This window comes from Streptomyces sp. NPDC041108, from assembly GCF_055592645.1.
In genome coordinates this window covers 657,279-683,361 of record NZ_JBVIYK010000003.1, presented here as the reverse complement: position 1 = coordinate 683,361, position 26,083 = coordinate 657,279, and the positions used below count along the sequence as shown (strand labels likewise).

Below are 26,083 nucleotides of genomic sequence, written 5' to 3'. Positions count from 1 at the left end.
CCTGGAGAGTGCCAACAAGCGACGGGCAGGTCCGGCACCCGCGACGACGGATCCACCTGGTCGCCACCTCAGACAGTTAACCCCGTGAGATCTCCGAAGGGGGAGGTCGGATCGTGACGACCACCAGCTCCAAGGTTGCCATCAAGCCGCTCGAGGACCGCATTGTGGTCCAGCCGCTCGACGCCGAGCAGACCACCGCCTCTGGCCTGGTCATCCCGGACACCGCGAAGGAGAAGCCCCAGGAGGGCGTCGTCCTCGCAGTCGGTCCGGGCCGCTTCGAGAACGGCGAGCGCCTGCCGCTCGACGTCAAGACCGGCGACATCGTGCTGTACAGCAAGTACGGCGGCACCGAGGTGAAGTACAACGGCGAGGAGTACCTCGTCCTCTCGGCTCGCGACGTGCTCGCGATCATCGAGAAGTAATTCACCCATTGTTTTGTGAGCTGCGCCCCTGGCCCCCGCGACCATAATCAGCCGGGCGCCCGGGGCGCAGTTCGTTTCACCCACGTTTTCCGAGAGGGCTGAACCGCTCCCATGGCGAAGATCCTGAAGTTCGACGAGGACGCCCGTCGCGCCCTCGAGCGCGGCGTCAACAAGCTTGCCGACACGGTCAAGGTGACGATCGGCCCCAAGGGCCGCAACGTCGTCATCGACAAGAAGTTCGGCGCCCCCACCATCACCAACGACGGTGTGACCATCGCCCGTGAGGTCGAGGTCGAGGACCCGTACGAGAACCTCGGCGTCCAGCTGGTGAAGGAGGTGGCGACCAAGACCAACGACGTAGCGGGTGACGGTACGACCACCGCCACCGTGCTGGCCCAGGCGCTCGTCCGCGAGGGCCTGCGCAACGTCGCCGCCGGTGCCTCCCCGGCCGCCCTGAAGAAGGGCATCGACGCCGCGGTCAAGGCCGTGTCCGAGGAGCTCCTCGCGACCGCCCGCCCGATCGACGAGAAGTCGGACATCGCCGCCGTCGCCGGTCTGTCCGCCCAGGACCAGCAGGTCGGCGAGCTGATCGCCGAGGCCATGGACAAGGTCGGCAAGGACGGTGTCATCACCGTCGAGGAGTCCAACACCTTCGGTCTGGAGCTGGACTTCACCGAGGGCATGGCCTTCGACAAGGGCTACCTCTCCCCGTACTTCGTCACCGACCAGGAGCGTATGGAGGCCGTCCTCGACGACCCGTACATCCTCATCCACCAGGGCAAGATCAGCTCCATCCAGGACCTGCTGCCGCTGCTGGAGAAGGTCATCCAGACCAACTCCTCCCGCCCGCTCCTGATCATCGCCGAGGACGTCGAGGGCGAGGCCCTGTCGACCCTGGTCGTGAACAAGATCCGCGGCACCTTCAACGCGGTCGCCGTCAAGGCCCCCGGCTTCGGCGACCGTCGCAAGGCGATGCTGCAGGACATGGCGACGCTGACCGGCGCCGAGGTCATCTCCGAGGAGGTCGGCCTCAAGCTCGACCAGGTCGGCCTGGACGTGCTCGGCTCCGCCCGCCGCGTCACCGTCACCAAGGACGACACCACGCTCGTCGACGGCGCCGGTGACTCCGGTGCGGTCCAGGGCCGTGTCGCCCAGATCAAGGCCGAGATCGAGAACACGGACTCCGACTGGGACCGCGAGAAGCTCCAGGAGCGCCTCGCGAAGCTGGCCGGCGGCGTGTGCGTGATCAAGGTCGGCGCCGCCACCGAGGTGGAGCTGAAGGAGAAGAAGCACCGTCTGGAGGACGCCATCTCCGCGACCCGCGCCGCGGTCGAGGAGGGCATCGTCTCCGGTGGTGGCTCCGCGCTCGTCCACGCCGTGAAGGTCCTGGAGGGCAACCTCGGCAAGACCGGCGACGAGGCCACGGGTGTCGCCGTCGTCCGCAAGGCCGCCGTCGAGCCGCTGCGCTGGATCGCGGAGAACGCCGGCCTGGAGGGCTACGTCATCACCTCCAAGGTCGCCGAGCTGGACAAGGGCCAGGGCTTCAACGCCGCCACCGGCGAGTACGGCGACCTGGTCAAGCAGGGCGTCATCGACCCGGTCAAGGTCACCCGCTCCGCCCTGGAGAACGCCGCCTCCATCGCCTCCCTCCTCCTGACGACCGAGACCCTGGTCGTCGAGAAGAAGGAAGAGGAGCCGGCCGACGCGGGCCACGGCGGCCACGGCCACTCCCACTGACGTCAGCCACGTCGGCAGGCCACAGCCACAGGTGAGGCCCGGCACCCCCGTACGCGGGGTGCCGGGCCTTCCCCGTCCCCGCCCGTACCGCCCCGTCCGCTCGGGACGCCGCGCCTACTTCTCCAGGTCGTCGAGCGCGCCCAACTGCCCCATCAGCCCGAGCCGGTCGTACTCCCACCACCCCTCGGTGATCTTCCCGTCGGGAGAGAACAGGTGGACGAGCGTCCCCGTCATCCGGACCTTCCTGCCACTGGCCGGAATCCCGAGGAAGTCCCCCTTGTGGGTCGCGTTCCAGGTCCACCGCGTGCACACCCGGTCGCCCTGGGCGATCTGGTCCTCCACGGTGAACGCGAAGTCGAAGCCGCCCCGCCACTCCTCGACGGTCCGCCGGAACGCGTCCATCCCGATGGCGTCCGGCTCCTCCGAGGGGACGTGGTCGTGGTAGCCCTCCGCGAGCAGACCGTCCAGCGGCGGCAGTTCGCCCTCGGCGGCGATGGTCGCGAGGAACCGCCGTGCCGTCCCGGCGCACAGCTGCTCGTCCCGCACCACGTCCAGATCCGTGAACGTGGGCATCTCCTCGCACAGCGCCACCATCTCCTGGAAGATCCGCTCCGTCTCCGGCAGCCCGGAGTTGCGCATCGCCTCCTCGTACGACGGGAACTCCACGATCTCCACGAAGTGCGAGCCGTCCGACCGGTCCTTCCCGATCAGGCTGTGCGTCGCCGTCCGCTTGCCCCTGGTCGTCTCGACCCATGTGTCCATCAGCCGGTCCATCTCGTCGAACCGGCTGGTCCTGCAGTCGATGAGCTGCACGAATGTCATGAGACCGCCTCCGGCCCCCCTGCGTCCGGGTGAACAGCTCCATTGTCCCCCGGCACCCGCCACCTCTCACCCTCAAGGCGCCGCCCGGACCCCGGTCACCGCGGCTACTGCGGCCCGTACTTTCGCCCCGTCCTCGAGCTGATCCCGCCCAGCAGCCCCCGCGGCACCACCTTCACCACACCCATCAGGGCCTTGTAGCGCGGGTCGGGGATGGAGACCGTCCGGCCCCGGGACAGGTCGGCGAGGGCGGCGGCGACCAGCTTGTCGGCGTCGAGCCACATCCAGGAAGGGATGCTGTCGGTGCCCATGCCGGCCCGGTCGTGGAACTCGGTGCGGACGAAGCCCGGGCACAGCGCCATCAGCCGGACGCCGGTGCCGGCCAGGTCGCGCGCGGCACCCTGGGTGAACTGCACGACCCAGGCCTTCGACGCCCCGTACGTGCCCCGCGGTACGAACGCGGCGACCGACGCCACGTTCACCACACCGCCCCGGCCGCGCTCGCGCATGGCCTCGCAGGCCGCCGAGGTGAGACGGAGGACCGCCTCGCAGTGGACCTTGAGCATGCGCAGCTCGTCGGCCATGGAGACGTCGAGATATTTGCCCTTGTTGCCGAAGCCGGCGTTGTTGATCAGCAGGTCGACCGGGTTCTTGCGGTCCGACAGCCGCCGCGCCACCGACTCGATGCCGTCGTCCGTCGCCAGGTCCGCCGTCAGCACCTCCGCCTCGACGCCGTGCCGGTCGTGCAACTCGGTCGCCTGCTCCCGCAGCCGCTTGGTGTCACGCGCCACCAGCACCAGGTCGTGCCCGTCCGCCGCCAGGCGCCGCGCGAAGGCGGCACCGATCCCCGCGGTCGATCCCGTAATCAGAGCCGTTGTCATGGCGCAAGCGTAGTGACCGGAACTGTGCGGGCCCGCCCGCTCCACCGCACGTACGGCGGCGGTTTCGCCGGTCTCCCGCGGAACGCCCGCACCGGCGGGGCGCCTTCACGGACACCGCACCGCCGGCCGGCCCGTCACTCCTGCCGCGCCACGTACTCGCGCGCCATCTCCAGCAGCTCCGGATGCAGCGCCTCGCCCGCCGCCAACAGCCTTGGCAGCAGGTCGCGTTCGCCCATCGTGGCCCGGAAGGCGAGGTTCACGGTGACGTCGTGGGAGGGCCGGTGGACGATCTCGACGGGGTCCCCCGCACGGATCTCACCGGGCCGGATCACCCGCAGATACGCGCCGGGCGCGCCCTGGCGCGTGAAGCGCTTGACCCACCCCCGCTCGCCCAGATGCCGCTGGAAGTTCAGACAGGGGACACGGCCGCACGTGACCTCCAGGACCAGCTCGGGACCGATCCGCCAGCGTTCGCCGACGAGGGCGCCGGAGACGTCGAGCCCCTCGGTGGTGAGGTTCTCGCCGAAGACCCCGTTGGGCAGGGTGCGGCCCAGTTCGTGCTCCCAGCCGTCCAGGTCCTCGCGGGCGAACGCGTACACGGCCTGGTCGTCACCGCCGTGATGCTCGGTGTTGCAGACCGCGTCCCCGGCCACCCCGCTGGCGCCGACCCTCTTGGGCCCCGGGGCCGCCACCCGCACCGGCCCGTCCACCGGCCGCTTGTCGATGCCCGAGACGCGCTTGGACTCCTCCGGGACGTCGACGGCCTTGGGACGTCCCACGTTCAGTGACAGAAGCTTCATACGGGCACGGTAGGCGGCGGGGGTCAAAGCGTCGACGCGATATTCGGTGCCTCGCCCAAGCCGCGCTTATGCTCGACCGCGTGATCGAGGCCCGTCATCTCCGTGTTCTGCGCGCCGTCGCCGCCACCGGCTCCTTCTCGGCGGCAGGCCGCGCACTCGGCTGCACCCAGCCCGCCGTCAGCCAGCAGATGAAGGCGCTCGAATCCTCCGTCGGCACACCGCTGCTCGTGCGCAGCGGCCGCGAGACGCGGCTGACCCAGGCCGGCGAGGCCCTGGTGCGGCACGCGGCGGGAATTCTCGCCGGGCTCACGGCGGCCGAGGAGGAGGTCGCCGCCATCGCCGGGCTGCGCGCCGGCCGGGTCCGCCTGGTCTCCTTCCCCAGTGGCAGCTCCACCCTCGTGCCCACCGCCCTGGCGGCCCTGCGCGCGGCACACCCCGGCACCCGGGTCTCCCTGGAGGAGGCCGAGCCGCCGCGTTCGGTCGAGATGCTCCGCGAGGGCGACTGCGACATCGCGCTCGCGTTCCGCTACGAGGGGGGGCCGGGCGCGGAGGAAGGGGAGTGGGCCGACCTGGTCGTACGGCCGCTGCTCACGGACCGGCTCGTCGGGCTCGTCCCGCAGGGGCACCGGCTGGCCCGTTCGTCGTCCATCGGTATCGGGGAACTCGCCGGGGAGCCGTGGATCGCCGGCTGTCCGCGCTGCCGGGGGCAGCTGGTGCGGGTCTGCGAGAGCGCGGGCTTCACGCCCCGTATCGACTTCGCGACCGACGACTATCCGGCGGTGGTCGGTCTGGTGGGCGCGGGCCTCGGGGTCGCCGTCCTGCCGGAGCTGGCGATCGAGTCCGTACGCCCCAAGGGTGTGCGGATGGTGACGGTCGAGCCGGTGGTGCGCCGGGAGATCGTGGCGCTGACCCTGCCGGACCTGGCCCAGGTGCCCACGGTCGCGGCGACGCTGGACCGGCTGGCCGGAGCGGCCGCGCGGTAGCGCGGGACGGTGGCGCCGGACGGTCCCGGGGCCGTCGAGATTCTAGAGAAACGTTCCTTCAGTCGTCCGAAGCCGTGTCGCCCCCCGGCGTGGACGCGGACGCCGTCACCAGCCGGTGGCGCGCCCTGCCCATGAGTTCCTCGCGCTCGTCCTCGGTCAGCCCGCCCCACACGCCGTACGGCTCGCGCACCGCGAGGGCGTGGGCCGCGCACTGGGCGCGGACCGGGCATCGCATGCAGACCTCCTTGGCCGAGTTCTCACGAGCGCTCCGTGCCGCACCGCGTTCTCCTTCGGGGTGGAAGAAGAGTGAGCTGTCGACCCCGCGGCAAGCCGCGAGGAGCTGCCAGTCCCACAGATCAGCGTTCGGTCCGGGAAGGCGGGAGAAATCTGCCATTACGTGTCCCCTTGTTGCCGTTATGGGCGGAGATGTTGCCCATGACCGTACATCGACTATCTAAGGAGATGAAAATATGACTCATTGCGAATCTAGCCTCAGACACCAAGAAATGGGAAGAAAAACGGCTGAATGGGGCATAGGTTGTGGTGAAACATTGAGGGTCCGTTGTGCATGTCTGCACCGTGTGCGCGCCCTCACGTAGAGTGCCGAAGGTAGCCAGCCATCCCGTAACTCTTTCGAGTGACCGTCGTTGAGACGGGCGGAGGCGGTTGAAGGAACAAGCGCTCGGGCAGGCGTTCATGTCCGCTCGTGAGTGTCGACCGCACAGGTGACGATTTCGTACCAGCCTGGAGGCTCAAGGTGACGCGCATCAGCTGCGGAGGGCGGCCATGACATCCGTCCTCGTCTGCGACGACTCCCCGCTCGCCCGAGAGGCGCTGCGCCGCGCGGTGGCCACCGTGCCCGGCGTCGAGCGCGTGACCACGGCGGCCAACGGCGAGGAAGTCCTCCGCCGCTGGGGGGCCGACCGCTCGGATCTGATTCTGATGGACGTACGCATGCCCGGACTGGGCGGCGTCGAGACCGTACGGCGGCTGCTGTCCGCCGACCCCGGGGCGCGCATCATCATGCTCACCGTCGCCGAGGACCTGGACGGCGTGGCCCTCGCGGTCGCCGCCGGCGCGCGGGGCTACCTGCACAAGGACGCCTCCCGCGCGGAGCTGCGCGCCACGGTGACCCAGGCCCTCGCCGACCCGACCTGGCGGCTCGCGCCGCGGCGGCTGCGCTCCGCCGAGATGGGCGCCGCGCCCACGCTCACCGCGCGTGAGATCCAGGTGCTGGAGGGCATGAGCCACGGCCGCTCCAACGCGGAGATCGGCCGTGAGCTGTTCCTCTCCGAGGACACCGTGAAGACCCACGCCCGGCGCCTGTTCAAGAAGCTCGGCGCCTCGGACCGCGCGCACGCGGTGGCGCTCGGCTTCCGCTGGGGCCTGGTTCGCTAGGTGAGCCGCGACGGGGGTTCGGGAGACCCCGCCTGCCATGCGGCGGGCGGGGGCGCTTATCGCGAGGTGAGCGGGGTCGCGCGGGTGCCCGCTGCTCGTTTCGCCGCGGATGCCGCATCCTTGAGGTGTGGAGCTTCTCGGGGAGCAGTCGAACGAGCGGGAGGGGAGGGCGCAGGAGATGGATTCCGGCGCACCTGCTCATAACGCTTCGGTGCACAACCATGGACGTGGCGCCACGGACCGGACGGCCGCAAGGCACCATGGACCGATGCGCGACGACGAGACGACAGCGATCGGTGCGCTCGTGCATCGCGCGGTCGACGGGGACGAGCAGGCCACGCACGATCTGCTCGCCCATGTCCACCCCTTGGCGCTGCGCTACTGCCGTACCCGTCTGTCCCGGCTCCCGGGCGACGCGCGGCACTTCGTGGAGGACCTGGCACAGGAGGTCTGCGTCGCCGTCCTCCTGGCGCTGCCGCGCTACAAGGACACCGGCCGGCCGTTCGAGGCGTTCGTCTTCGCCATCGCCGGCCACAAGGTCGCCGACCTCCAGCGCGCCGCGATGCGCCACCCCGGATCGACGGCCGTCCCCTCGGACGAGATGCCCGAGCGCCCCGACGACTCGCTCGGCCCCGAGGAGCGCGCCCTGCTCAGCAGCGACGCCGAGTGGGCCAAGAAACTCCTGGCCAACCTCCCCGAGAACCAGCGGGAACTGCTGCTGCTGCGGATCGCGGTGGGGCTCACCGCCGAGGAGACCGGCCAGATGCTGGGCATGTCACCGGGCGCGGTCCGGGTGGCACAGCACCGCGCCCTGAGCAGGCTCCGGGCGCTGGCCGAGCAGTAGCCGTACGGGCTCCCGTACGCCTCCACGTGAACGCGGGAGGTGCGGATTCCGTACGAACATACGAAGCCCGGTATCACTTCGTACCGTGGAATGTGTGCCCCGCGCTTCCCGTTAGCATGGACATCCGCACCGATCAAGGCCATTTGGGGAAGGTGTCATGACTGCCAACGTCGACGGAGTGCCCGGAAAATTCGCGACCCTCGGGCTCACCTACGACGACGTGCTGCTGCTGCCGGGCGCATCCGAGGTGCTCCCCAACGCGGTCGACACCTCGTCCCGCATCTCCCGCAACGTCCGTGTCAACATCCCGCTGCTCTCGGCGGCGATGGACAAGGTCACCGAGTCCCGCATGGCGATCGCGATGGCCCGCCAGGGCGGCGTCGGCGTGCTGCACCGCAACCTCTCCGTCGAGGACCAGGTCAACCAGGTCGACCTCGTGAAGCGCTCCGAGTCCGGCATGGTCACCGACCCGATCACCGTGCACCCGGACGCCACGCTCGCCGAGGCCGACGCCCTGTGCGCCAAGTTCCGCATCAGCGGTGTCCCGGTGACCGACGGCAACAAGAAGCTGCTGGGCATCGTCACCAACCGCGACATGGCCTTCGAGACCGACCGCTCCCGCCAGGTGCGCGAGGTCATGACCCCGATGCCGCTGGTCACGGGCCAGGTCGGCATCTCCGGCGCGGACGCCATGGAGCTGCTGCGCCGCCACAAGATCGAGAAGCTCCCCCTGGTCGACGACGCGGGCATCCTCAAGGGCCTCATCACGGTCAAGGACTTCGTCAAGGCCGAGCAGTACCCGAACGCCGCCAAGGACTCCGAGGGCCGGCTGATCGTCGGCGCCGCCGTGGGCGCCAGCCCCGAGGCGCTGGAGCGGGCCCAGGCCCTCGCCGAGGCCGGCGTGGACTTCCTGGTCGTCGACACCTCGCACGGCCACAACAGCAACGCCCTGAGCTGGATGTCGAAGATCAAGTCGAGCGTCCCCGTCGACGTGATCGGCGGCAACGTCGCCACCCGCGACGGCGCCCAGGCGCTGATCGACGCCGGTGTCGACGGCATCAAGGTCGGCGTGGGTCCCGGCTCGATCTGCACGACCCGGGTGGTCGCCGGTATCGGCGTCCCGCAGGTCACGGCCATCTACGAGGCGTCCCTCGCCGCCCGCGCGGCAGGCGTCCCGCTCATCGGCGACGGCGGCCTGCAGTACTCCGGCGACATCGGCAAGGCGCTGGCCGCCGGCGCCGACACGGTCATGCTGGGCAGCCTCCTCGCGGGCTGCGAGGAGTCGCCCGGCGAGCTGCAGTTCATCAACGGCAAGCAGTTCAAGTCGTACCGCGGCATGGGTTCGCTGGGCGCGATGCAGTCCCGCGGCCAGGGCCGGTCGTACTCGAAGGACCGCTACTTCCAGGCCGAGGTGGCCGCCGACGACAAGCTCGTGCCCGAGGGCATCGAGGGCCAGGTGCCCTACCGCGGTCCCCTGGCCAACGTGCTGCACCAGCTCGTCGGCGGACTGCGCCAGACCATGGGTTACGTGGGCGCGGCCACCATCGAGGAGATGGAGACCAAGGGCCGCTTCGTCCGGATCACCTCCGCGGGCCTCAAGGAGAGCCACCCGCACGACATCCAGATGACGGTCGAGGCGCCGAACTACAGCCGTAAGTAGCCGTACGTAGTCGCCAGGCTTCGCCGAGGGCGGCCCCGGGGCATCCGGGGCCGCCCTCGGCGTGCCCGTCGGCGATACTGGTAGACGCTGAACGCATCAGGGAAAGGCCACAGACGTGACTGAGATCGAGATCGGGCGCGGCAAGCGCGGCCGCCGGGCGTACGCCTTCGACGACATCGCCGTCGTCCCCAGCCGCCGTACGCGGGACCCGAAGGAGGTCTCGATCGCCTGGCAGATCGACGCCTACCGCTTCGAGCTGCCGTTCCTGGCCGCCCCCATGGACTCGGTCGTCTCCCCGGCCACCGCGATCCGCATCGGCGAGCTGGGCGGCCTCGGCGTCCTGAACCTCGAAGGTCTGTGGACGCGGTACGAGGACCCGCAGCCGCTGCTGGACGAGGTCACCGGCCTGCCCGAAGAGGCCGCGACCCGCCGTCTCCAGGAGATCTACGCCGCCCCCATCAAGGAGGAGCTGATCGGGCAGCGCATCAAGGAGGTGCGCGACTCGGGTGTGGTGACCGCCGCCGCGCTCTCCCCGCAGCGCACCGCCCAGTTCTCCAAGGCCGTCGTGGACGCGGGCGTCGACATCTTCGTCATCCGTGGCACGACCGTGTCGGCGGAGCACGTCTCCGGCTCGCACGAGCCGCTGAACCTGAAGCAGTTCATCTACGAGCTGGACGTTCCCGTGATCGTCGGCGGCTGCGCCACCTACACGGCCGCCCTGCACCTGATGCGCACCGGCGCGGCCGGCGTCCTCGTCGGCTTCGGCGGCGGCGCGGCCCACACCACGCGCAACGTGCTCGGCATCCGGGTCCCGATGGCCACGGCGGTCGCCGACGTCGCCGCGGCCCGCCGCGACTACATGGACGAGTCCGGCGGCCGGTACGTGCACGTCATCGCCGACGGCGGTGTCGGCTGGTCCGGCGACATCCCGAAGGCGATCGCCTGCGGCGCGGACGCGGTCATGATGGGCTCGCCGCTGGCCCGTGCCACGGACGCGCCCGGCAAGGGCAACCACTGGGGCATGGAGGCGGTGAACGAGGAGCTGCCGCGCGGCAAGAAGGTCGACCTCGGGACCGTGGGCACGATCGAGGAGGTCCTCACCGGTCCCTCGCACACCCCCGACGGCTCCATGAACCTCTTCGGTGCGCTGCGCCGGGCGATGGCCACGACCGGGTACAGCGACCTGAAGGAGTTCCAGCGCGTCGAGGTGACGGTGGCGGACTCGCAGCACATGCGGTGAGATGACGCCGCGCTCGGCTTGAGCGGGGCTCGGGGCTCGGTCGCCTGAGGGTGACCGGGCCCTTTTGTGTGCCCAAGTGGGGTGGTGGGGGCGTGAGTTGTGGGGTGGGGGCGCGTGGGGGTGTTGGGGACGAATGTGGGCCGAATGGGCGTAGCCGGGCGATAACGTTCGTGTCCGGCGCCCCAGTTCGGCTGGGAGCCCCCTTCCAACGACCTGGTCCGGACCCCGCCCTCGGGGCCCGGCCCGATTCCGACGGACCGTCCACCGGGCTACTGGGCGGTGTCGTGGAAGGGGGCGCCCATGGGACGTCACCGCAAGCCCACCCGCTGGGACCGAGTCCGTCTTCGGATGGTGCAGTGCCGGAGGAGGTGGATCTTGCGGATTTTCGGATGGTGAGCGGCCGCCCCCATACGGACTAGGGGCGGACACTCCGTGATCCATCCAGGAGCCTGCCGCAGTAGCCCCTGCGGTGGGCTCCACCTGTTTCCGTACGGTACCGGGGAGGGGCGGTGTCTGCCACCAGCCCCGGAGGCCGGGGCCGCGTCGTGCGCCCCCTTCACAACCTGTGCGCCGCCCCCGTGGGCGTGGCCCCCCGCGTGTCCAGCAGCAGCTGGGCCTTCACCGACAGGCCCTGGAGGTCGTAGGTGCGGTGCTGCTGGAGGAGGATCGTCAGGTCGGCGTCGGCGGTGGCCTCGTAGAGGGAGTCGGCACGGGGGATGGGGCGGTCGAGGACGCTCCAGGTGGGGACGTGCGGGTCGTGGTAGCTGACGTGGGCGCCGAGTTCGATGAGGCGACGGGCGATCTCGTCGGCGGGGGTGCCCTGTTGGTCGGGGACGTCGGGCTTGTAGGTGATACCCAGGAGGAGGACGCGGGCGCCCCGGGCCGACTTGCCGTGCTCGTTGAGGAGGGCGGCGGCGCGCTGGACGACGTACCGGGGCATGCGGTGGTTGACGTGCTGGGCCAGTTCGACCATGCGCAGCGAGCGGGGGGCGTGGCCCGCGAGGTCCTGGGGGAGGGCGTGGCCGCCGACGCCGGGGCCGGGGCGGAAGGCCTGGAAGCCGAAGGGCTTGGTCTCGGCGCAGCGGATGACGTCCCAGAGGTCGACGTTCAGGTCGTGGCAGAGGGCGGCCATCTCGTTGACCAGGGCGATGTTGACGTGGCGGTAGTTGGTCTCCAGGAGGTGGACCGTCTCCGCCTCGCGCAGACCACGCGCGCGTACCACCTTGTCGGTGAGGCGGCCGTAGAAGGCGGCAGCCGACTCCGTGCAGGCGGAGGTGAGGCCGCCGATCACCTTGGGGGTGTTGGCGGGGCCGAAGGCACGGTTGCCGGGGTCGACGCGGGGCGGGGAGTAGGCGAGGTGGAAGTCGCGGCCCGCACGCAGTCCGGAGCCCTCTTCGAGCAGGGGACGCAGCAGGTCCCCGGTGGTGCCCGGGGGGACCGGGGACTCCAGGATGACCGTGGTGTGCGGGCGCAGCCGGGCGGCCAGGGTGCGGGCGGCCTCCTCGACCCGGGTGAGGTCGAGCGAGCCGTCGGCGCCGAGGGAGGTGGGCGCGCAGATGACCGCCGTACGCACACGGCCCAGTTCGGCCGGGCTGGTGGTGGGCTTGAAGCCGCGGGCGAGCATGCGGCGCAGTTCGCCGGGGGTGAGGGAGCCGGAGTCCGGGCCGGTGCGGTAACCGAGCGTGGCGATGCCGGCGGCGACGGCGGCCTGGGCCAGCGGCAGCCCCAACTGGCCGAGTCCGATGACGGCGAGATCTGCGGGCATGGCGTGGGCCGTCCTTCCCAATAACCGAAGCGGGACAGACGCGCAAGCCCTGTGGACTGGACGAGCGAGCGCAATGTCACACTAGGCGTAAATATGACCGATATGCGGGATTGGGAAGTTGTTTTTCTGTGCGCGTCCCGCGGAGTTGTCCACAGGCGTAGGGCGGGTGGTGGCCGAAGTCGTGCGAGACGGTCAGAATTTTGGGCAGGGGGACATGAGCGGGTCCCGCCCGACGGGCAGGGGCCGGCGGGGACGGCGCGACCGACAGCAGGAGGCAGCGGTGAGGACAGCGGCACTGGGACCGGCGCAGCGCGCCGAGTCACTGGCGGGTATGGCCGAGCGCGAGCTGGACGTGCTGGTCGTGGGTGGTGGAGTGGTCGGTGCGGGCACGGCCCTGGACGCCGTGACCCGCGGTCTGTCCACGGGCCTGGTCGAGGCACGTGACTGGGCGTCGGGCACGTCCAGCCGGTCCAGCAAGCTCGTCCACGGCGGTCTGCGCTATCTGGAGATGCTCGACTTCGCCCTCGTGCGCGAGGCGTTGAAGGAGCGAGGGCTGCTGCTGGAGCGGCTGGCACCGCACCTGGTGAAGCCCGTGCCGTTCCTCTATCCCCTGCAGCACAAGGGCTGGGAGCGGTGGTACGCGGGCTCGGGCGTCGCGCTGTACGACGGGATGTCGATGGCGCGCGGGCACGGCCGGGGACTGCCGGTCCACCGTCATCTGACCCGCGGTCACGCCCTGCGCGTCGCCCCCTGTCTGAAGAAGGACGCGCTGGTCGGGGCCCTGCAGTACTACGACGCCCAGATGGACGACGCCCGCTATGTGGCCACCCTGGTGCGCACGGCCGCGTCGTACGGGGCGAAGGTCGCCAACCGCGCGCGCGTGACCGGCTTCCTGCGGGAGGGCGAGCGGGTGGTCGGGGCCAGGGTGCGGGACGTCGAGGGCGGCGGGGAGTACGAGATCCGCGCCCGGCAGGTCGTGAACGCCACCGGGGTGTGGACCGACGACACCCAGGCGATGGTGGGCGAGCGGGGGCAGTTCCACGTACGGGCCTCCAAGGGCATCCATCTGGTCGTACCCAAGGACCGGATCCACTCCACGACCGGTCTGATCCTGCGGACCGAGAAGTCCGTGCTCTTCGTGATCCCCTGGGGGCGGCACTGGATCGTGGGGACGACCGACACCGACTGGGACCTCGACAAGGCGCACCCGGCGGCCTCCAGCGCGGACATCGACTATCTGCTGGAGCATGTGAACTCGGTCCTGGCCGTGCCGCTGAGCAGGGACGACGTGCAAGGGGTCTATGCCGGGCTGCGGCCCCTGCTCGCCGGGGAGTCGGACGCCACGAGCAAGCTCTCGCGGGAGCACATCGTGGCGCACCCGGTGCCGGGGCTGGTGGTCGTGGCCGGCGGCAAGTACACGACGTACCGGGTCATGGCCAAGGACGCGGTGGACGCGGCCGTGCACGGGCTGGACCAACGGGTCGCGGAATGCGTCACCGAGGACGTGCCGCTGCTGGGGGCGGAGGGGTACCGGGCGCTGTGGAACGCGCGGGCGCGGATCGCGGCGAGCTCGGGGCTGCACGTGGTGCGGGTGGAGCATCTGCTGAACCGGTACGGGTCGGCGGCCGAGGAGGTGCTCGACCTGATCGCGTCCGACCCGTCGATGGGGGAGCCGTTGCATGCGGCCGACGACTATCTGCGCGCCGAGGTGGTGTATGCGGCCTCGCACGAGGGCGCCCGGCATCTCGACGACGTGCTCACCCGGAGGACGCGGATCTCCATCGAGACGTTCGACCGCGGGACGCGCAGCGCGCGGGAGGCCGCGGAGCTGATGGCGCCGGTGCTCGGCTGGGACAAGGACCAGATCGAGCGGGAGGTGCAGCACTACGAGAAGAGGGTCGAGGCGGAGCGGGAGTCACAGCGTCAGCCGGACGATCTGACCGCGGACGCGGCCCGGTTGGGGGCGCCGGACATCGTGCATCTGTAGCCGGGAGCGGCCGGGTCCGCCGGGCGCGGCGGGTGGTGTCCGTCCCCCACCCGCCCCGCCCGTCCCCCACCTGTGCGTCTCCCGGCCCTTCTCGGCCGCCGCCGTGGATGGTTGAGGGGGGCCAGGGCGTGGGGCGGTTGGCGGGTGGGTGACAATGGAGGCTCTGTCAGGGCGGGTTGCATGAGGGGACGCATGTCGGAGGCGGAGCGGGCTGGGGATTCCCGTCAGGACAAGGACGCACGTCTCCTCGCCGGGCGGTACCGGCTGGGAGGGGTGCTCGGTCGCGGCGGTATGGGCACGGTGTGGCGTGCCGAGGACGAGACGTTGGGCCGTACGGTCGCCGTCAAGGAGCTGAGGTTCCCGTCGAGCATCGACGCGGACGAGAAACGGCGCCTGATCACGCGCACCCTGCGCGAGGCCAAGGCGATCGCGCGGATCCGCAACAACGCCGCGGTGACGGTCTTCGACGTCGTGCACGAGGACGACCGTCCGTGGATCGTGATGGAGCTCGTCGAGGGCAAGTCGCTCGCCGAGGCCATCCGTGAGGACGGCGTGCTCGAACCGAAACGGGCCGCCGAGGTGGGGCTCGCCATTCTCGACGTGCTGCGCGCCGCGCACCGCGAGGGCATCCTGCACCGGGACGTGAAGCCGTCGAACGTCCTCATCGACAAGCACGACGGCCGGGTCGTCCTCACCGACTTCGGAATCGCACAGGTCGAGGGCGACCCCTCCATCACCTCGACCGGCATGCTCGTGGGCGCGCCCTCGTACATCTCGCCGGAGCGGGCCCGTGGTCACAAGCCGGGGCCCGCGGCCGACCTGTGGTCGCTCGGCGGTCTGCTCTACGCGGCGGTCGAGGGGGTGCCGCCCTACGACAAGGGGTCGGCCATAGCGACACTGACCGCGGTGATGACCGAGCCGGTGCCGGAGCCGAAGCGCGCCGGTCCCCTGAAGGACGTCATCTTCGGGCTGCTGACCAAGGACCCCGAGCGGCGGCTCGACGACGCCGGTGCGCGGGCGATGCTCAACAGCGTGATCCACGCGCCCGATCCGAAGGACGTCGATCCGGTGGACGCGACACGGGTCGTGCCGTTGCCGCCGGTGCCCGAGGAGCGCCCGAAGAAGGGCGGTTCCGGTGGCACGGGAGCCAAGGAGAGCGGCGGCGAGCGGCCGCGTGCGCCTCGGTGGTCCATGCGCAAGGGCGCGTCCGGGGCCGCGGCCGCCGGTGCCGGTGCCGGTGTGGCGCGGGGTGCCGGCGGCGGGGCCTCCGGTGGGGCGCCCGGTGGGCTATCCGGCAAGGCTTCCGGCGGGGCGGGCGCCGCGTCCGCGTCCTCGGCGGCCGTGACGACGAGGTCCGCCTCCGTCGGGGTGGCTTCGGGTGCCGGTGCCGCGAAGGCCGGCGGCGGCCCGGGGCAGAGCCCGGGCACGTCGGCGCCGGGGGTTCCGGGACCGCGTGCGGCGGGGGCGGGTGCGGGTGGCGGTGCGGGGAACGCCGGTGCGCCGAAGCGGAGTTCCGGGTGGCCGCAGGTGCCGCCGCCGGACCTGCCGCCGCGGCCGGTGCCGCGCGCTCCGATCACGGACGTGGTGTCGCGGCGGACCCTGGCCGCCATCGCCGTGGCCGTGGTCCTGGTCGTCCTCGGGACCGTCTTCGTGCTCACCCGGGGCATCGGCGACACTTCCGACAACAGCAAGGGCGCCGACACCAAGGCGGCCGCGTCCAGCGGGGCGGCGTCGGGGAGCGACGCCGGCGGCAAGGGCGCGGACGACAAGAACGGCACGGACGGCAAGGAAGCGGGCAAGGGCAGGGACAAGGGTTCCGACCCCAGTCCGGACGGTGAGACGACGGAGGAGGCCGGTGACCCCGGCGGGTCCGGCGGCAGCTCGCCGAGCGCCACGGGCGGGTCCGACGGATCCGTGAGCGGTGACGGCTCCGGCTCGGGGACCCTCAAGACCGAGACGTACAAGAGCGGTCAGGGCTTCTCGATCGGGCTGCCCGACGGATGGAAGTACCGGTCGACGGACGCCGCGGGTGCCCGCTTCTCCGGCCCCGACGGGCAGCGGCTGCTCGTCGGCTGGACGACCACGCCGAAGAACGACCCGGTCGCGGACTGGAAGAACCAGGAGCGGTACATGGTCCGCTCGCAGTACAAGCGGATCCGAATAGAGGCGGTGGACTACCGGGGCTGGAACGCGGCCGACTGGGAGTTCACCTACGTGGAGAGCGGGACGGCGTACCGGTCGATCGACCGCGGCTTCGTCGTCGACTCCCGGCAGGGGTACGCGCTGATGTACACCGCGAAGGCGTCCAAGTGGAGCGGGGAGCTGCGCAAGGACACGTGGCGGACGTTCACGAAGACGTTCAAGCCGAAGTCGTGAGGTGCCGGGCGCCCCGTCCTTGACGGCGTGCGCCCGGAGCGCGCGTGAGTCAGAGTTGTGCGCCGGTTCGTTCGGGGTTCTGTCAGTGTGCGGTTTCGTGCCTCAGCTCTGGGTGCCGCAGGGGGCGTGCGGGGGCGCGGGACGGAGCGGCTACCTCGATGTGACCGCGGGCTTCGGTACTTGTGCCCGCCGGGTGAGTTCGGGGGCGGGCCTTCCGGGGAAGATCGGATGCGTTCGAGCACATTCGAGACGAACGAGATATCGCATCGAGTCAATGTGAGTTGCCCCCGGCACGTATCGTGAAGGGCTGCGGACCGTTCGCATCAAGAGCGGAACGGGCCACAAGGCGAACGGAATTGACCAACCGGGCGGTCGGGGGAGGGTGTTGTGGACGAATACGCGGGGCGAGTACTCGCCGACCGCTATCGCCTGCCGCTGCCGCCCTCCGACGAGTACGAACTCGCCCCGGAGCTGCGCGCCTTCGACACCTACAGCGGACAGGAGGTCCTGGTCCGGCAGGTGCCGCTGCCCGAGGTCGTCGAGGCGGAGATGCTCGACGCGGACGGGCTGCCCGAAGGCTATGTGGTGCGGGACGGCGCAGGGCGCCGGGGAGCGGCGCGGACCGCACGCGGCTCCGCGGACCCCGCCGTACGCCGGGCGGTCGAGGCGGCGCAGGCCGCCGCGCAGATCCCCGACCATCCACGGCTCGACCAGGTCTTCGACGTGTTCGCCGAGGGCGGCTCGCTGTGGATAGTGAGCGAACTGGTGCCCGCCCGGACCCTCGCCGCACTGCTCGCCGAACAGCCGCTGACCCCCTACCGGGCGGCCGAGGTCGCCTCCGACGTGCTCACCGCGCTGCGGGCGCTGCACGCCCACGGCTGGGTCCACCGGAACATCACCGCCCGTACGGTGCTGGTCTGCGACGACGGCCGGGTGATGCTGACCGGGCTGGCGGTCGGGGCGGCGGAAGAGGCGCTGTGCGGGTACGACCCGGTGCCCGCGCGGGAGTTCGAGGACCGGCCGCCGGCGGCACCCGGCGGCGCGGGCGTGCCTGCCGTGGGGCCCGGCGGGGGTCGGGCCGCGCGGCATGACCCGGTGCCGCCCGGTGGGCTTCCCGCCGCACGCGCGGCGTCGGCGCCCGGGCGCACCGGCGGGAGCACGTTCGGCGCCGGCGGGCCCGGGGACGCAGGCGAGGACCCCGAGGCCGCGCGGCGGGCGGCGATAGAGGCACGGGCGGGACGTACGACGGCTCCGGACGCGGACCCCTCCGGGGGGCAGCGCGCGCTGGAGGCCGGCGGGGACGCCCGGGCGGCGAGGGCGGGCGCGATCGCGGCGTACCGGGCGGGCGCGCGGGCCGCGGCCCGGGTGCAGGACGACCAGCGGGGCGGGCCGGGCACGGGCTTGCCCGCGCAGCGGCCGGCACCGCGGGACACCCCGGCGACGGGGCCGGGCCGCGACGGTGACCCTGCTTCCGGCGAGGGGGCGCGCCCGGTGCCGCTCGGCCAGATCGCCGACCCCTACGGTGTCCTCGCGAGCGGCGGCGCCACGAGCGCCTGGCACGGTGCGGCACCCCGCGGCGAAACGGCCGCGTCCGGCGGCAACGGCCGGGGTGCTTCGGCTTCCGGGAACTCCTCGCCCTACGCCGCCGGTCAGCCCTACGCCGCCGACCGCCTCGACGACGCGCCGGCGCGCGGCGGCCGGGCCGACGGCGCCTTCGACGACGGCGACACCGGCGCACACCGGGTCCCGGGACACGGCGCGTTTCAGGCTTCCGGGCGCTCCGGGCACTCGGGACAGTCCGGGATCTCAGGACAGTCCGGGATCTCAGGGCAGTCCGGGTACTCGGGGCAGTCCGGGTATCCCGGTCACGACGACCTGGCCGGCCCGTATGCCACGGGTGTCGCGGACACCGTTCCCTGGGACGCTGCCGACGGCGGGGCCACCGCCCGGCGCGGGCCCGCGACCGCGCTCGCCGCCGAGCGGGCGCGGCAGGCGCGGATGGCCGTGGTCGGGCCGGTCACGGAGCGGTGGGCGCCGGAGCAGGCCGGGCCGGTGCACGAGAACTGGCAGCTGGCGGCGCCGATCGGGCCCTCGACGGATCTGTGGGCGCTCGGGGCACTGCTGTTCCGGGCCGTGCAGGGACACGCCCCGTACCCCGAGGAGAACACCGCCGAGCTGGTGCAACTGGTGTGCGCGGAGCCGCCCGCGTTCGCCGAGGAGTGCGGGCCGCTGCGCCCGGTCGTGGAGTCCCTGCTGCGCCAGGACCCCACCGAGCGGCTGGACTTCGAGGAACTGCGCGGCTGGCTGCGCTCACTGGTGCGCTCGGCGCCCGAACCCGAGGCCGGTACGCATGTCGTGCCGACGCCGCCCGTGGACGCGAGCCGGCTGCCGATCGTACGGCGACGCGGTGAACTCGTCCGCAGGCGCCGGGCCGGGCTGCCCGCGACCAGCGCGCACGCCCGCCACAAGCGCACCCGGGAGAAGCCCCCGCAGCCCCGCAAACTGGGCCGGAACCTGCTCCTGCTGATCCTGCTCGCGCTGGTGGCGGCGGTCATGTACGCCGTGGTGTTCATGCCGAAGGCCGCGCCGAGCGACGTGCGCGGTGACACGGGCAGCCGTACGGACAGTGCCGGGCAGCGCAGTCCGTCGCCCACGGCGAGCGACGCGCCCGGGTCCGGCCAGAACTCGAACTCGCCCGACGGCGGCGAGAAGGACCGGAGCGAGGCGAGCCCGTCGGAGTCGTCCGGTTCGACGCAGACGCAGACCGGTGACCCCGAGGTCGCCCAGGGCTTCACCCTGCGCAAGGACCCCGAGGGGTTCCAGGTGGCCGTGGCCACCGGCTGGGACCGCGGTGCCAAGAACGGTCGCGGTCAGATCGTGTACTCCCGGGGCGACTTCGCGCTGATACTCGTCCCCGGGCGGGACAGCAGGGCGACCTACGGCGGCGATCCGCTGACGTACCAGCGGGAGGACGAGCGCGAGTTGCAGCCCTTCCGCGACTCCTCCTGGGCCACGTCCACCGGGATGCGGCTGATCGAGGTGGGCGGGGTGACCTCGGCCGAGGGGCAGTTCACCTGGCAGGACTCCGAGGGACGCGGCGTCTACGTACGGAACCTCGCGATCCTCCTCGACGGCCGGTACCACGTGGTGCAGGTGCGCGGACCGGAGGCGGAGCGGGACGAGGTCACCCGGCTGTACGAGCAGGCGGCGGCCACGTACAAGGTGACCGGCTGACGGCTTCCGGTGAGGCCCGACGGGCTTTGACGGCCTCGTAGGGCTTCTCTCTGAAGGGCATGAGAGGGCGTCGGCGGGGCGAACGGGTGCGAGGTCGGGCGGGCTTCGGAAGGTTGCGCTCCGGTCGCGGAAGCGAGAACCGTCACAGTGCTGTCTCCGTGCGGCCCGGCCGGTTCCCCGGGGCGCGAGCCGCTCCCTAATGTGACCCTGTCAAGAACATTGCGGGGCAACGTGAATCAGATGCAGGGGCTGCTCCTCGCGGGGCGCTACCGGCTGGTCGACACGATCGGCAGCGGTGGCATGGGACGGGTCTGGCGTGCGCACGATGAGGTGCTGCACCGGGCCGTCGCGATCAAGGAGCTGACGGCCGCGCTCTACGTCTCGGAGAACGAGCAGGGCATCCTGCTGCGCCGGACCCGGGCGGAGGCGCGCGCGGCGGCACGGATCAACCACTCGGCGGTCGTCACCGTGCACGACGTGCTGGAGCACGACAACCGGCCGTGGATCGTCATGGAGCTGGTCGAAGGCGTCTCCCTGGCCGACGCGGTCAAGGAACGGGGGCGCGTCGAGGCGCGCGAGGCGGCGCGGATCGGGATGTGGGTGCTGCGCGCGCTGGGCGCCGCCCACCGGGCCGGTGTCCTGCACCGCGATGTGAAGCCGGGCAACGTCCTGCTCGCCGACGACGGCCGGGTCCTGCTGACCGACTTCGGGATCGCGCAGGTCGAGGGCGACACGACCATCACCCGGACCGGCGAGATCGTCGGGTCCGTCGACTACATCGCCCCCGAGCGGGTGCGCGGGCACGACCCCGGGCCCTCGTCCGACCTGTGGTCGCTGGGGGCCACGCTGTACACGGCGGTCGAGGGCAAGTCGCCGTTCCGGCGCACCACACCGCTCACCACGATGCAGGCCGTGGTGGGCGAGGAAGCGGCCGAACCCGTGCGGGCCGGGCCGTTGGGGCCCGTCATCACCGCGCTGCTGTGCAAGGACCCGGCCGTACGGCCCGCGGCCGCCGAGGTCGAGCAGATGCTCGCCGAGGCGGCGGAGGGGCGGCGGCCCCGGGTGGCGCAGGCGTATGTGCCGACCCGGCAGCATCCGGCGGGCGCGGGCGACGGCACGGGTGCTGCCGCCGCACTGGACGGTGCGGAGGGCGGGGGCGCGCGTGGTGCGGAGGGCACGCACAGGGCGCTCGGTGCACCCGGTGCGGATACGGGTGGTGGGCCCGGCACGGGTACGGGTACGGGTACGGCCACGGACGACGGGGTGCGGGTGCCGGGGCACCCCACCGCGGGCGCGGCCGCCGATGGGGGCCACGTGCCCGCCGCCGGGAGCCATGGTCCGGCCGTCGGCACATTCGGTACACCGGCCGCTCCGATGGCCACGGGCCTCCCACCCGCCCCGACCGCTCCCGCTGCGCCGTCCACCACCGGGCGGCGCGGCCGGGGCCGTACGGTCGTGGCCGTCCTCCTGCTGGCCGCGCTCGTCGGCGGGGGCGGCGCCGCCGCGATGCACTACGCGGACACGTGGCGCGCGGAAAGCGGCTCCACGGCCGGGGCGAACGCCGCGGGCGACGGCGTGCCCGAGGGGTGGGAGCGGGTCGAGGACCCGGAGGGTTTCAGCCTCGCCCTGCCCCGGGGATGGAAGCGGCAGGTGATGGGGACGCAGATCGACTACACCCCGGACGACCGTGAGCACTTCCTCCGGATCGCCGTGGACGACTCGCCGGACTTCGACAGCCCGTACCACCACCAGCTCGACCTGGAGGAGCAGTTGCGGACGGCGCGGCCCGAGTACGCGCAGGTGAGTCTGAAGGAGAACATCTTCCGCGACCGGCCGGGCGCCCTGTGGGACTTCACCTGGACCGCGCCGGCGAAGGACACGGATTTCCCCGGGCCGCGCCGGGCGATCGAACAGATGTATCTCTCCCGGGACGGCGTCGAGTACACGATCTACATGTCCGCCCCGGCCGCCGACTGGGACACGGCGGAGGAGCAGTTCTACGCGGTGCTGCGCAGTTGGCGTCCGTCGAAGCGGTGAGCCGCGGCTGAGGTGCCGGCCGGCGGAGCGTGCCCTGCACACGGGTCCCCCGCACGGCGCTCGCGTGGCGCTCAGGGGTCGCGCGTACGTCGCTTGTCGGCCAGGCCGTTCCGCGGCACCGGAGGGTTTCGGTCCGGTGCGGCATGATGGGGCGTATGGGGACCGAGGGGGAGAACGTCCGTCTCATAGCGGGCCGGTACCGGCTGGAGGCCAGGATCGGCCGCGGCGGTATGGGCATCGTGTGGCGCGCCACCGACGAACTCCTCGGCCGGCAGGTGGCGGTCAAGGAACTGGCCCTCGACGACTCCCTCCCGGAGGAGCGGTCCCGGCAGCGCCGCGAGCGCACCCTGCGGGAGGCGCGGGCGGTCGCCCGGCTCGGCCACCCGCACATCATCGTCGTCCACGACGTCGTCGAACAGGACGAACGCCCCTACATCGTCATGGAGTTGATCAACGGCGGCTCGCTCGCCGAGCGCATCGAGGCCGAGGGACCCATGGACGCGCGGGAGGCCGCGCGGATCGGGATCGACCTGCTGGGCGCGCTGCGCCGGGCGCACGACGCCGGGGTGCTGCACCGCGACCTCAAGCCGGCGAACGTCCTGATGGAGACCGGCACCGACCGGGTCGTCCTCACCGACTTCGGCATCGCGCAGGTCGCCGGCGCGACCACGCTCACCGAGAGCGGGTCCTTCGTCGGCTCGCCCGAGTACACCGCGCCGGAGCGGATGGCCGGGACCCGCACCGGGCCGGAGTCCGACCTGTGGTCGCTGGGCGCGCTGCTGTGTGCCGTGCTCAGCGGGGAGTCGCCGTTCCGGCGGGACTCGCTGGGCGGCATCCTGCACGCGGTCGTCGTGGACGAGATCCGGCCGCCCGCGCAGGCCGCGCCGCTCCTCCCCGTCGTACGGGGGCTGCTGGAGCGCGATCCGGACCGCCGGCTCGACGCGACGGAGGCGGAGCGGCTGCTGCGGGCCTTCCGGGAGACCGGCCGGACACCGAGGACGACCAAGGCCCCGAGGACGTCGGCCGGTTACACCCCGACCCGGCGGGACGTGCCGCGCCCGGGGCGGGACGCGCGGCGCGGGGGCGCGTCCGGGGGCACCGCCCCCGAGGGACCGGCGGCGGGCGGGCAGTCGCCGTCCGGGCCGCCCGCGTCCGACGGCCCGGAGGTGGCCCTGCGGGAGCAGCCCGCGCAGCAGCAGCCGCGCTCCGCCCGGAGCGTGCTGGTCGCGGCCGCGCTGGTGGCGGCGATGGCCGGGGCGGGCGTCTCGGCCGCCGCGCTGCTGATGCGGGAGGGGGACGACGGGGGAGGCGGCGGCACGCCGGGCACCTCGGCGCCGCGGACGCCGGACGCTTCGCGTACGACGGGTGCGCCGTCCACCTCGGGTGGGTCCGGCGTGTCCGGCGGCGGGTCCGGCACGCCGGGTACGCCGACGGACGGCACGGCCGGTACCTCGGCCGACGCCACGCCCACGGTCACGCGCTCGCGGGCGGCCACCGCGCCGGCCGCGCCCTCGGGGTACCGGCTGGCCGAGGACGACCGGGGCTTCAGCCTCGCCGTACCGGACGACTTCATCCGGGAGCCGCAGGGGAAGCGGGTCTTCTACATGTCGCCGGGGCAGGTGATCAGGATCGGCGTCAAGCTCGACGACCCGGAGGAGGGCGGGCCGGCCGGGGTGATGCGGCGCGCCCATGAGGAGGGGCCCTCGACGAACCCCGGCTACCGCGACGGCAGGGTCACCGAGACCACCCACGGCGGACGCCCCGCCGCGCTCTGGGAGTTCACCTGGGACGGCTTCAGCGCGGCGGAGGGGCCCCGGCACACCTACGACCTGTGCTGGGAACAGGACGGACGGCTGTACGACGTGTGGGTGTCGGCGCCCGTCGGGAAGGTGAGCGAGGCGAAGGAGTACTTCGACGTGGCGGTGGACACGTTCGTACGCGGTTGAGCGGCGCCTCCTCGAGCGGCTGAGCTACGCCTCCGCGAGCGGTCGAGCGGCGTATCCGCGGGTGCCTGGGTGGTGCTCCCGCGAGTGCCTGGGCGGCGCTCCCGTGCGCCTGCGGCCGGCATGGTCGTTCGTGTCAAAACGGAAATATGCGGCGTTCCGCGTCACGGGTCTGTGACCGGAAAGCGACGGGGGTGGATGCCGACGGGTTCGCCGCGATACAGATGAGCGTATGAGCAGCGACGGGGGAGCCCCTTACGGATCCGGCTACGGGCCGGACGAGCCGACGAGTTTCGGACTGCAACCGCCGCAGCCGAGCGTGCCGTACCCGGGGAACCCGTATGCGCAGCCGGCGGGAGTGGTGGCGCAGCCGGCGCCGTCGCCCTCGGTACAGCCGGTGCCGACGCCCTCGGCGCAGCTGCCGGCGCAGGCGCCGCGACCCCCGCAGGACCCCGGCACGGGACGCCTGATCGCGGGCCGCTACCGGCTGCTCGCCAAGCTCGGCCACGGCGGCATGGGCACGGTGTGGCGGGCCAAGGACGAGACGGTGGACCGTGAGGTCGCCGTCAAGGAGCCGCGCGTACCGGACCATCTTCCCGAGCGTGAACGGGCCAACGCCTTCGAACGGATGCGCCGCGAGGCCCGTGCGGCGGCCCGGCTCGACCATCCCTCGGTCGTGAACGTGCATGACGTGGCGGTCGTGGACGGCCAGCCGTGGATCGTGATGGAACTCGTCCGGGGACGTTCGCTGGGCGACGCGCTCCAGGAGGGCACCCTCGGGGTGCGTGACGCGGCGAGAATCGGCCTCGACGTGCTCGGCGCGTTGGAGGCGGCGCACGCGGCGGGCATCCTGCACCGGGACGTCAAGCCGGACAACGTCCTCCTCGGCCGCCACGACCGGGTCGTCCTCACCGACTTCGGCATCGCCCAGATCGAGGGCGAGACGAACCTGACGGACACCGGGGGCATCGTCGGCTCGCCCGAGTACATCGCCCCCGAGCGGGTGCTGGGCCAGCGGCCCGGTCCCGCGTCGGACCTCTGGTCGCTCGGCGTCGTCCTCTATGCCGCCACCGAGGGCGTGTCGCCGTTCCGGCGCAGCAACACGCCGGCGACCCTGCAGTCCGTCCTCAACGCCACGCCGGCGGCGCCCGCCTCGGCCACGGGCCCGCTCGCCGAGGCCATCAACGGCCTGCTGCAGAAGGACCCGGCGCGCCGCCCGGCCGCCGCGCGCGTCCGCGAGCTGCTGGAGACGGCCGCGAACCCGCCGGTGCTCGCTCCCACCCAGGAGGTCCGGCACATCGCCGGGTCCCCGGCCGGCAACCCCAGGGGCGTCCGGATCGGTGCCAAAACCCTCGCCGGGCTCGGCGCGGTGGTCGTCGCGGCGGCGGTGACGGCGTACCTGGTCGTCGCCGACCCCTTCGCGGGGCCCCTGCCGGACGGCTGGAAGCAGCGGGACCTCGGTGCGAAGGTCGCCGCGAGCGTGGGTGTGCCCCGGGACTTCGTGAAGGACACGTTCGAGCCGGACGCCACGGACGGCACCTTCGCGCAGTACAGCGACCCGAGCGGGCTGATCCGGATCAACGTCGACCGGGACATCGAGAAGGACGACAAGGCCGGGGAGATGCCGGGCAACGCGCTGGACAAGGCGTACGCCGACTGGGAGCTGATCAAGGACGGCGAGTACAGCCTGGACATCGCCGACACGCCGACGCCGAAGGGGCGGCCGCAGGAGGCGAAGTTCGAGGGCCGGGAGGCCGCCGAGAACACCATCGTGTACACGACCACGGACACGCGGGCACCGCGGCTGCGTGAGGCGCGGGTCCTGTACTACAGGGCGGGCAACGGCGACGTGTACCGGGTCTGGATCGACTATCCGGGCAAGGGGCACTTCACCGGGCAGGGCCGCGAGATCGCGCGTACGGCCCTGGCGAACCTGCGGTTCGACCACACGTAGGCG

The 26,083-nt window shown here is 72.3% G+C and carries 18 protein-coding genes; 13 read left to right on the top strand and 5 right to left on the bottom strand.

What is annotated here, in order from left to right; genetic code table 11:
* Positions 1-113: 113 nt before the first annotated feature.
* Complete coding sequence (gene groES / locus ACZ6BB_RS12505) at positions 114-422, top strand: co-chaperone GroES (protein ID WP_003998759.1); 309 nt, start codon at positions 114-116, stop codon at positions 420-422.
* Positions 423-533: 111 nt separating this feature from the next.
* Positions 534-2,159, top strand: a complete 1,626-nt coding sequence (groL, locus tag ACZ6BB_RS12500) for a chaperonin GroEL (protein ID WP_471615208.1) — start codon at positions 534-536, stop codon at positions 2,157-2,159.
* A gap of 114 nt (positions 2,160-2,273) precedes the next feature.
* On the opposite strand, the gene ACZ6BB_RS12495 is transcribed toward groL, so the two are convergent.
* The 3 genes from ACZ6BB_RS12495 to ACZ6BB_RS12485 form a co-directional block, all read right to left on the bottom strand.
* Positions 2,274-2,981, bottom strand: a complete 708-nt coding sequence (locus ACZ6BB_RS12495; protein ID WP_471615207.1) for an ester cyclase — start codon at positions 2,979-2,981, stop codon at positions 2,274-2,276.
* A gap of 104 nt (positions 2,982-3,085) precedes the next feature.
* Positions 3,086-3,859 carry an SDR family NAD(P)-dependent oxidoreductase gene (locus ACZ6BB_RS12490; RefSeq protein WP_471615206.1) on the bottom strand — a complete coding sequence of 258 codons (774 nt, stop codon included), beginning with the start codon at positions 3,857-3,859 and terminating at the stop codon, positions 3,086-3,088.
* A gap of 134 nt (positions 3,860-3,993) precedes the next feature.
* Positions 3,994-4,659: an MOSC domain-containing protein gene (locus ACZ6BB_RS12485; protein WP_471615205.1), complete on the bottom strand. Its 666-nt coding sequence runs from the start codon at positions 4,657-4,659 to the stop codon at positions 3,994-3,996.
* Between the two features lie 80 nt (positions 4,660-4,739).
* Between ACZ6BB_RS12485 and ACZ6BB_RS12480 the strand changes: the two genes are divergently transcribed.
* Entirely contained in the window at positions 4,740-5,642 is a 903-nt protein-coding gene (locus ACZ6BB_RS12480) for a LysR family transcriptional regulator (protein WP_471615204.1), read from the top strand.
* Positions 5,643-5,700: 58 nt separating this feature from the next.
* On the opposite strand, the gene ACZ6BB_RS12475 is transcribed toward ACZ6BB_RS12480, so the two are convergent.
* Positions 5,701-6,036 carry a WhiB family transcriptional regulator gene (locus tag ACZ6BB_RS12475; RefSeq protein ID WP_381209296.1) on the bottom strand — a complete coding sequence of 112 codons (336 nt, stop codon included), beginning with the start codon at positions 6,034-6,036 and terminating at the stop codon, positions 5,701-5,703.
* Between the two features lie 392 nt (positions 6,037-6,428).
* Between ACZ6BB_RS12475 and ACZ6BB_RS12470 the strand changes: the two genes are divergently transcribed.
* The 4 genes from ACZ6BB_RS12470 (at position 6,429) to ACZ6BB_RS12455 (ending at position 10,784) form a co-directional block, all read left to right on the top strand.
* Positions 6,429-7,040, top strand: coding sequence for a response regulator transcription factor (locus tag ACZ6BB_RS12470; RefSeq protein WP_003948568.1), 612 nt, complete (start codon positions 6,429-6,431; stop codon positions 7,038-7,040).
* 268 nt (positions 7,041-7,308) lie between these two features.
* Positions 7,309-7,884, top strand: a complete 576-nt coding sequence (locus ACZ6BB_RS12465; RefSeq protein ID WP_013001361.1) for a sigma-70 family RNA polymerase sigma factor — start codon at positions 7,309-7,311, stop codon at positions 7,882-7,884.
* Between the two features lie 157 nt (positions 7,885-8,041).
* The gene (gene guaB, locus ACZ6BB_RS12460) at positions 8,042-9,544 is read left to right on the top strand and encodes an IMP dehydrogenase (RefSeq protein WP_059079017.1); all 1,503 of its coding nucleotides are present in this window, start codon (positions 8,042-8,044) and stop codon (positions 9,542-9,544) included.
* Positions 9,545-9,659: 115 nt separating this feature from the next.
* Positions 9,660-10,784 (top strand): GuaB3 family IMP dehydrogenase-related protein, encoded by a 1,125-nt coding sequence (locus tag ACZ6BB_RS12455; RefSeq protein WP_471615203.1) that lies wholly within the window; start codon positions 9,660-9,662, stop codon positions 10,782-10,784.
* 556 nt (positions 10,785-11,340) lie between these two features.
* Here the strand turns inward: ACZ6BB_RS12455 and ACZ6BB_RS12450 are convergent.
* Positions 11,341-12,549, bottom strand: coding sequence for a nucleotide sugar dehydrogenase (locus tag ACZ6BB_RS12450; protein WP_471615202.1), 1,209 nt, complete (start codon positions 12,547-12,549; stop codon positions 11,341-11,343).
* Between the two features lie 280 nt (positions 12,550-12,829).
* Here ACZ6BB_RS12450 and ACZ6BB_RS12445 point away from each other — a divergent pair, with 280 nt between their 5' ends.
* The 6 genes from ACZ6BB_RS12445 (at position 12,830) to ACZ6BB_RS12420 (ending at position 26,080) form a co-directional block, all read left to right on the top strand.
* A complete protein-coding gene (locus tag ACZ6BB_RS12445) occupies positions 12,830-14,536 on the top strand; it encodes a glycerol-3-phosphate dehydrogenase/oxidase (protein ID WP_471615201.1) in 1,707 nt (568 codons plus the stop codon).
* Positions 14,537-14,728: 192 nt separating this feature from the next.
* Complete coding sequence (locus tag ACZ6BB_RS12440) at positions 14,729-16,912, top strand: serine/threonine-protein kinase (protein ID WP_471615332.1); 2,184 nt, start codon at positions 14,729-14,731, stop codon at positions 16,910-16,912.
* A 387-nt stretch (positions 16,913-17,299) separates the two neighbouring features.
* Positions 17,300-20,146, top strand: a complete 2,847-nt coding sequence (locus tag ACZ6BB_RS12435) for a protein kinase (RefSeq protein WP_471615200.1) — start codon at positions 17,300-17,302, stop codon at positions 20,144-20,146.
* 240 nt (positions 20,147-20,386) lie between these two features.
* Positions 20,387-22,183, top strand: coding sequence for a serine/threonine-protein kinase (locus tag ACZ6BB_RS12430; protein WP_471615331.1), 1,797 nt, complete (start codon positions 20,387-20,389; stop codon positions 22,181-22,183).
* Positions 22,184-22,338: 155 nt separating this feature from the next.
* Positions 22,339-24,129, top strand: coding sequence for a serine/threonine-protein kinase (locus tag ACZ6BB_RS12425; RefSeq protein WP_471615199.1), 1,791 nt, complete (start codon positions 22,339-22,341; stop codon positions 24,127-24,129).
* Between the two features lie 229 nt (positions 24,130-24,358).
* Complete coding sequence (locus ACZ6BB_RS12420; RefSeq protein WP_471615198.1) at positions 24,359-26,080, top strand: serine/threonine-protein kinase; 1,722 nt, start codon at positions 24,359-24,361, stop codon at positions 26,078-26,080.
* Positions 26,081-26,083 lie beyond the last annotated feature (3 nt).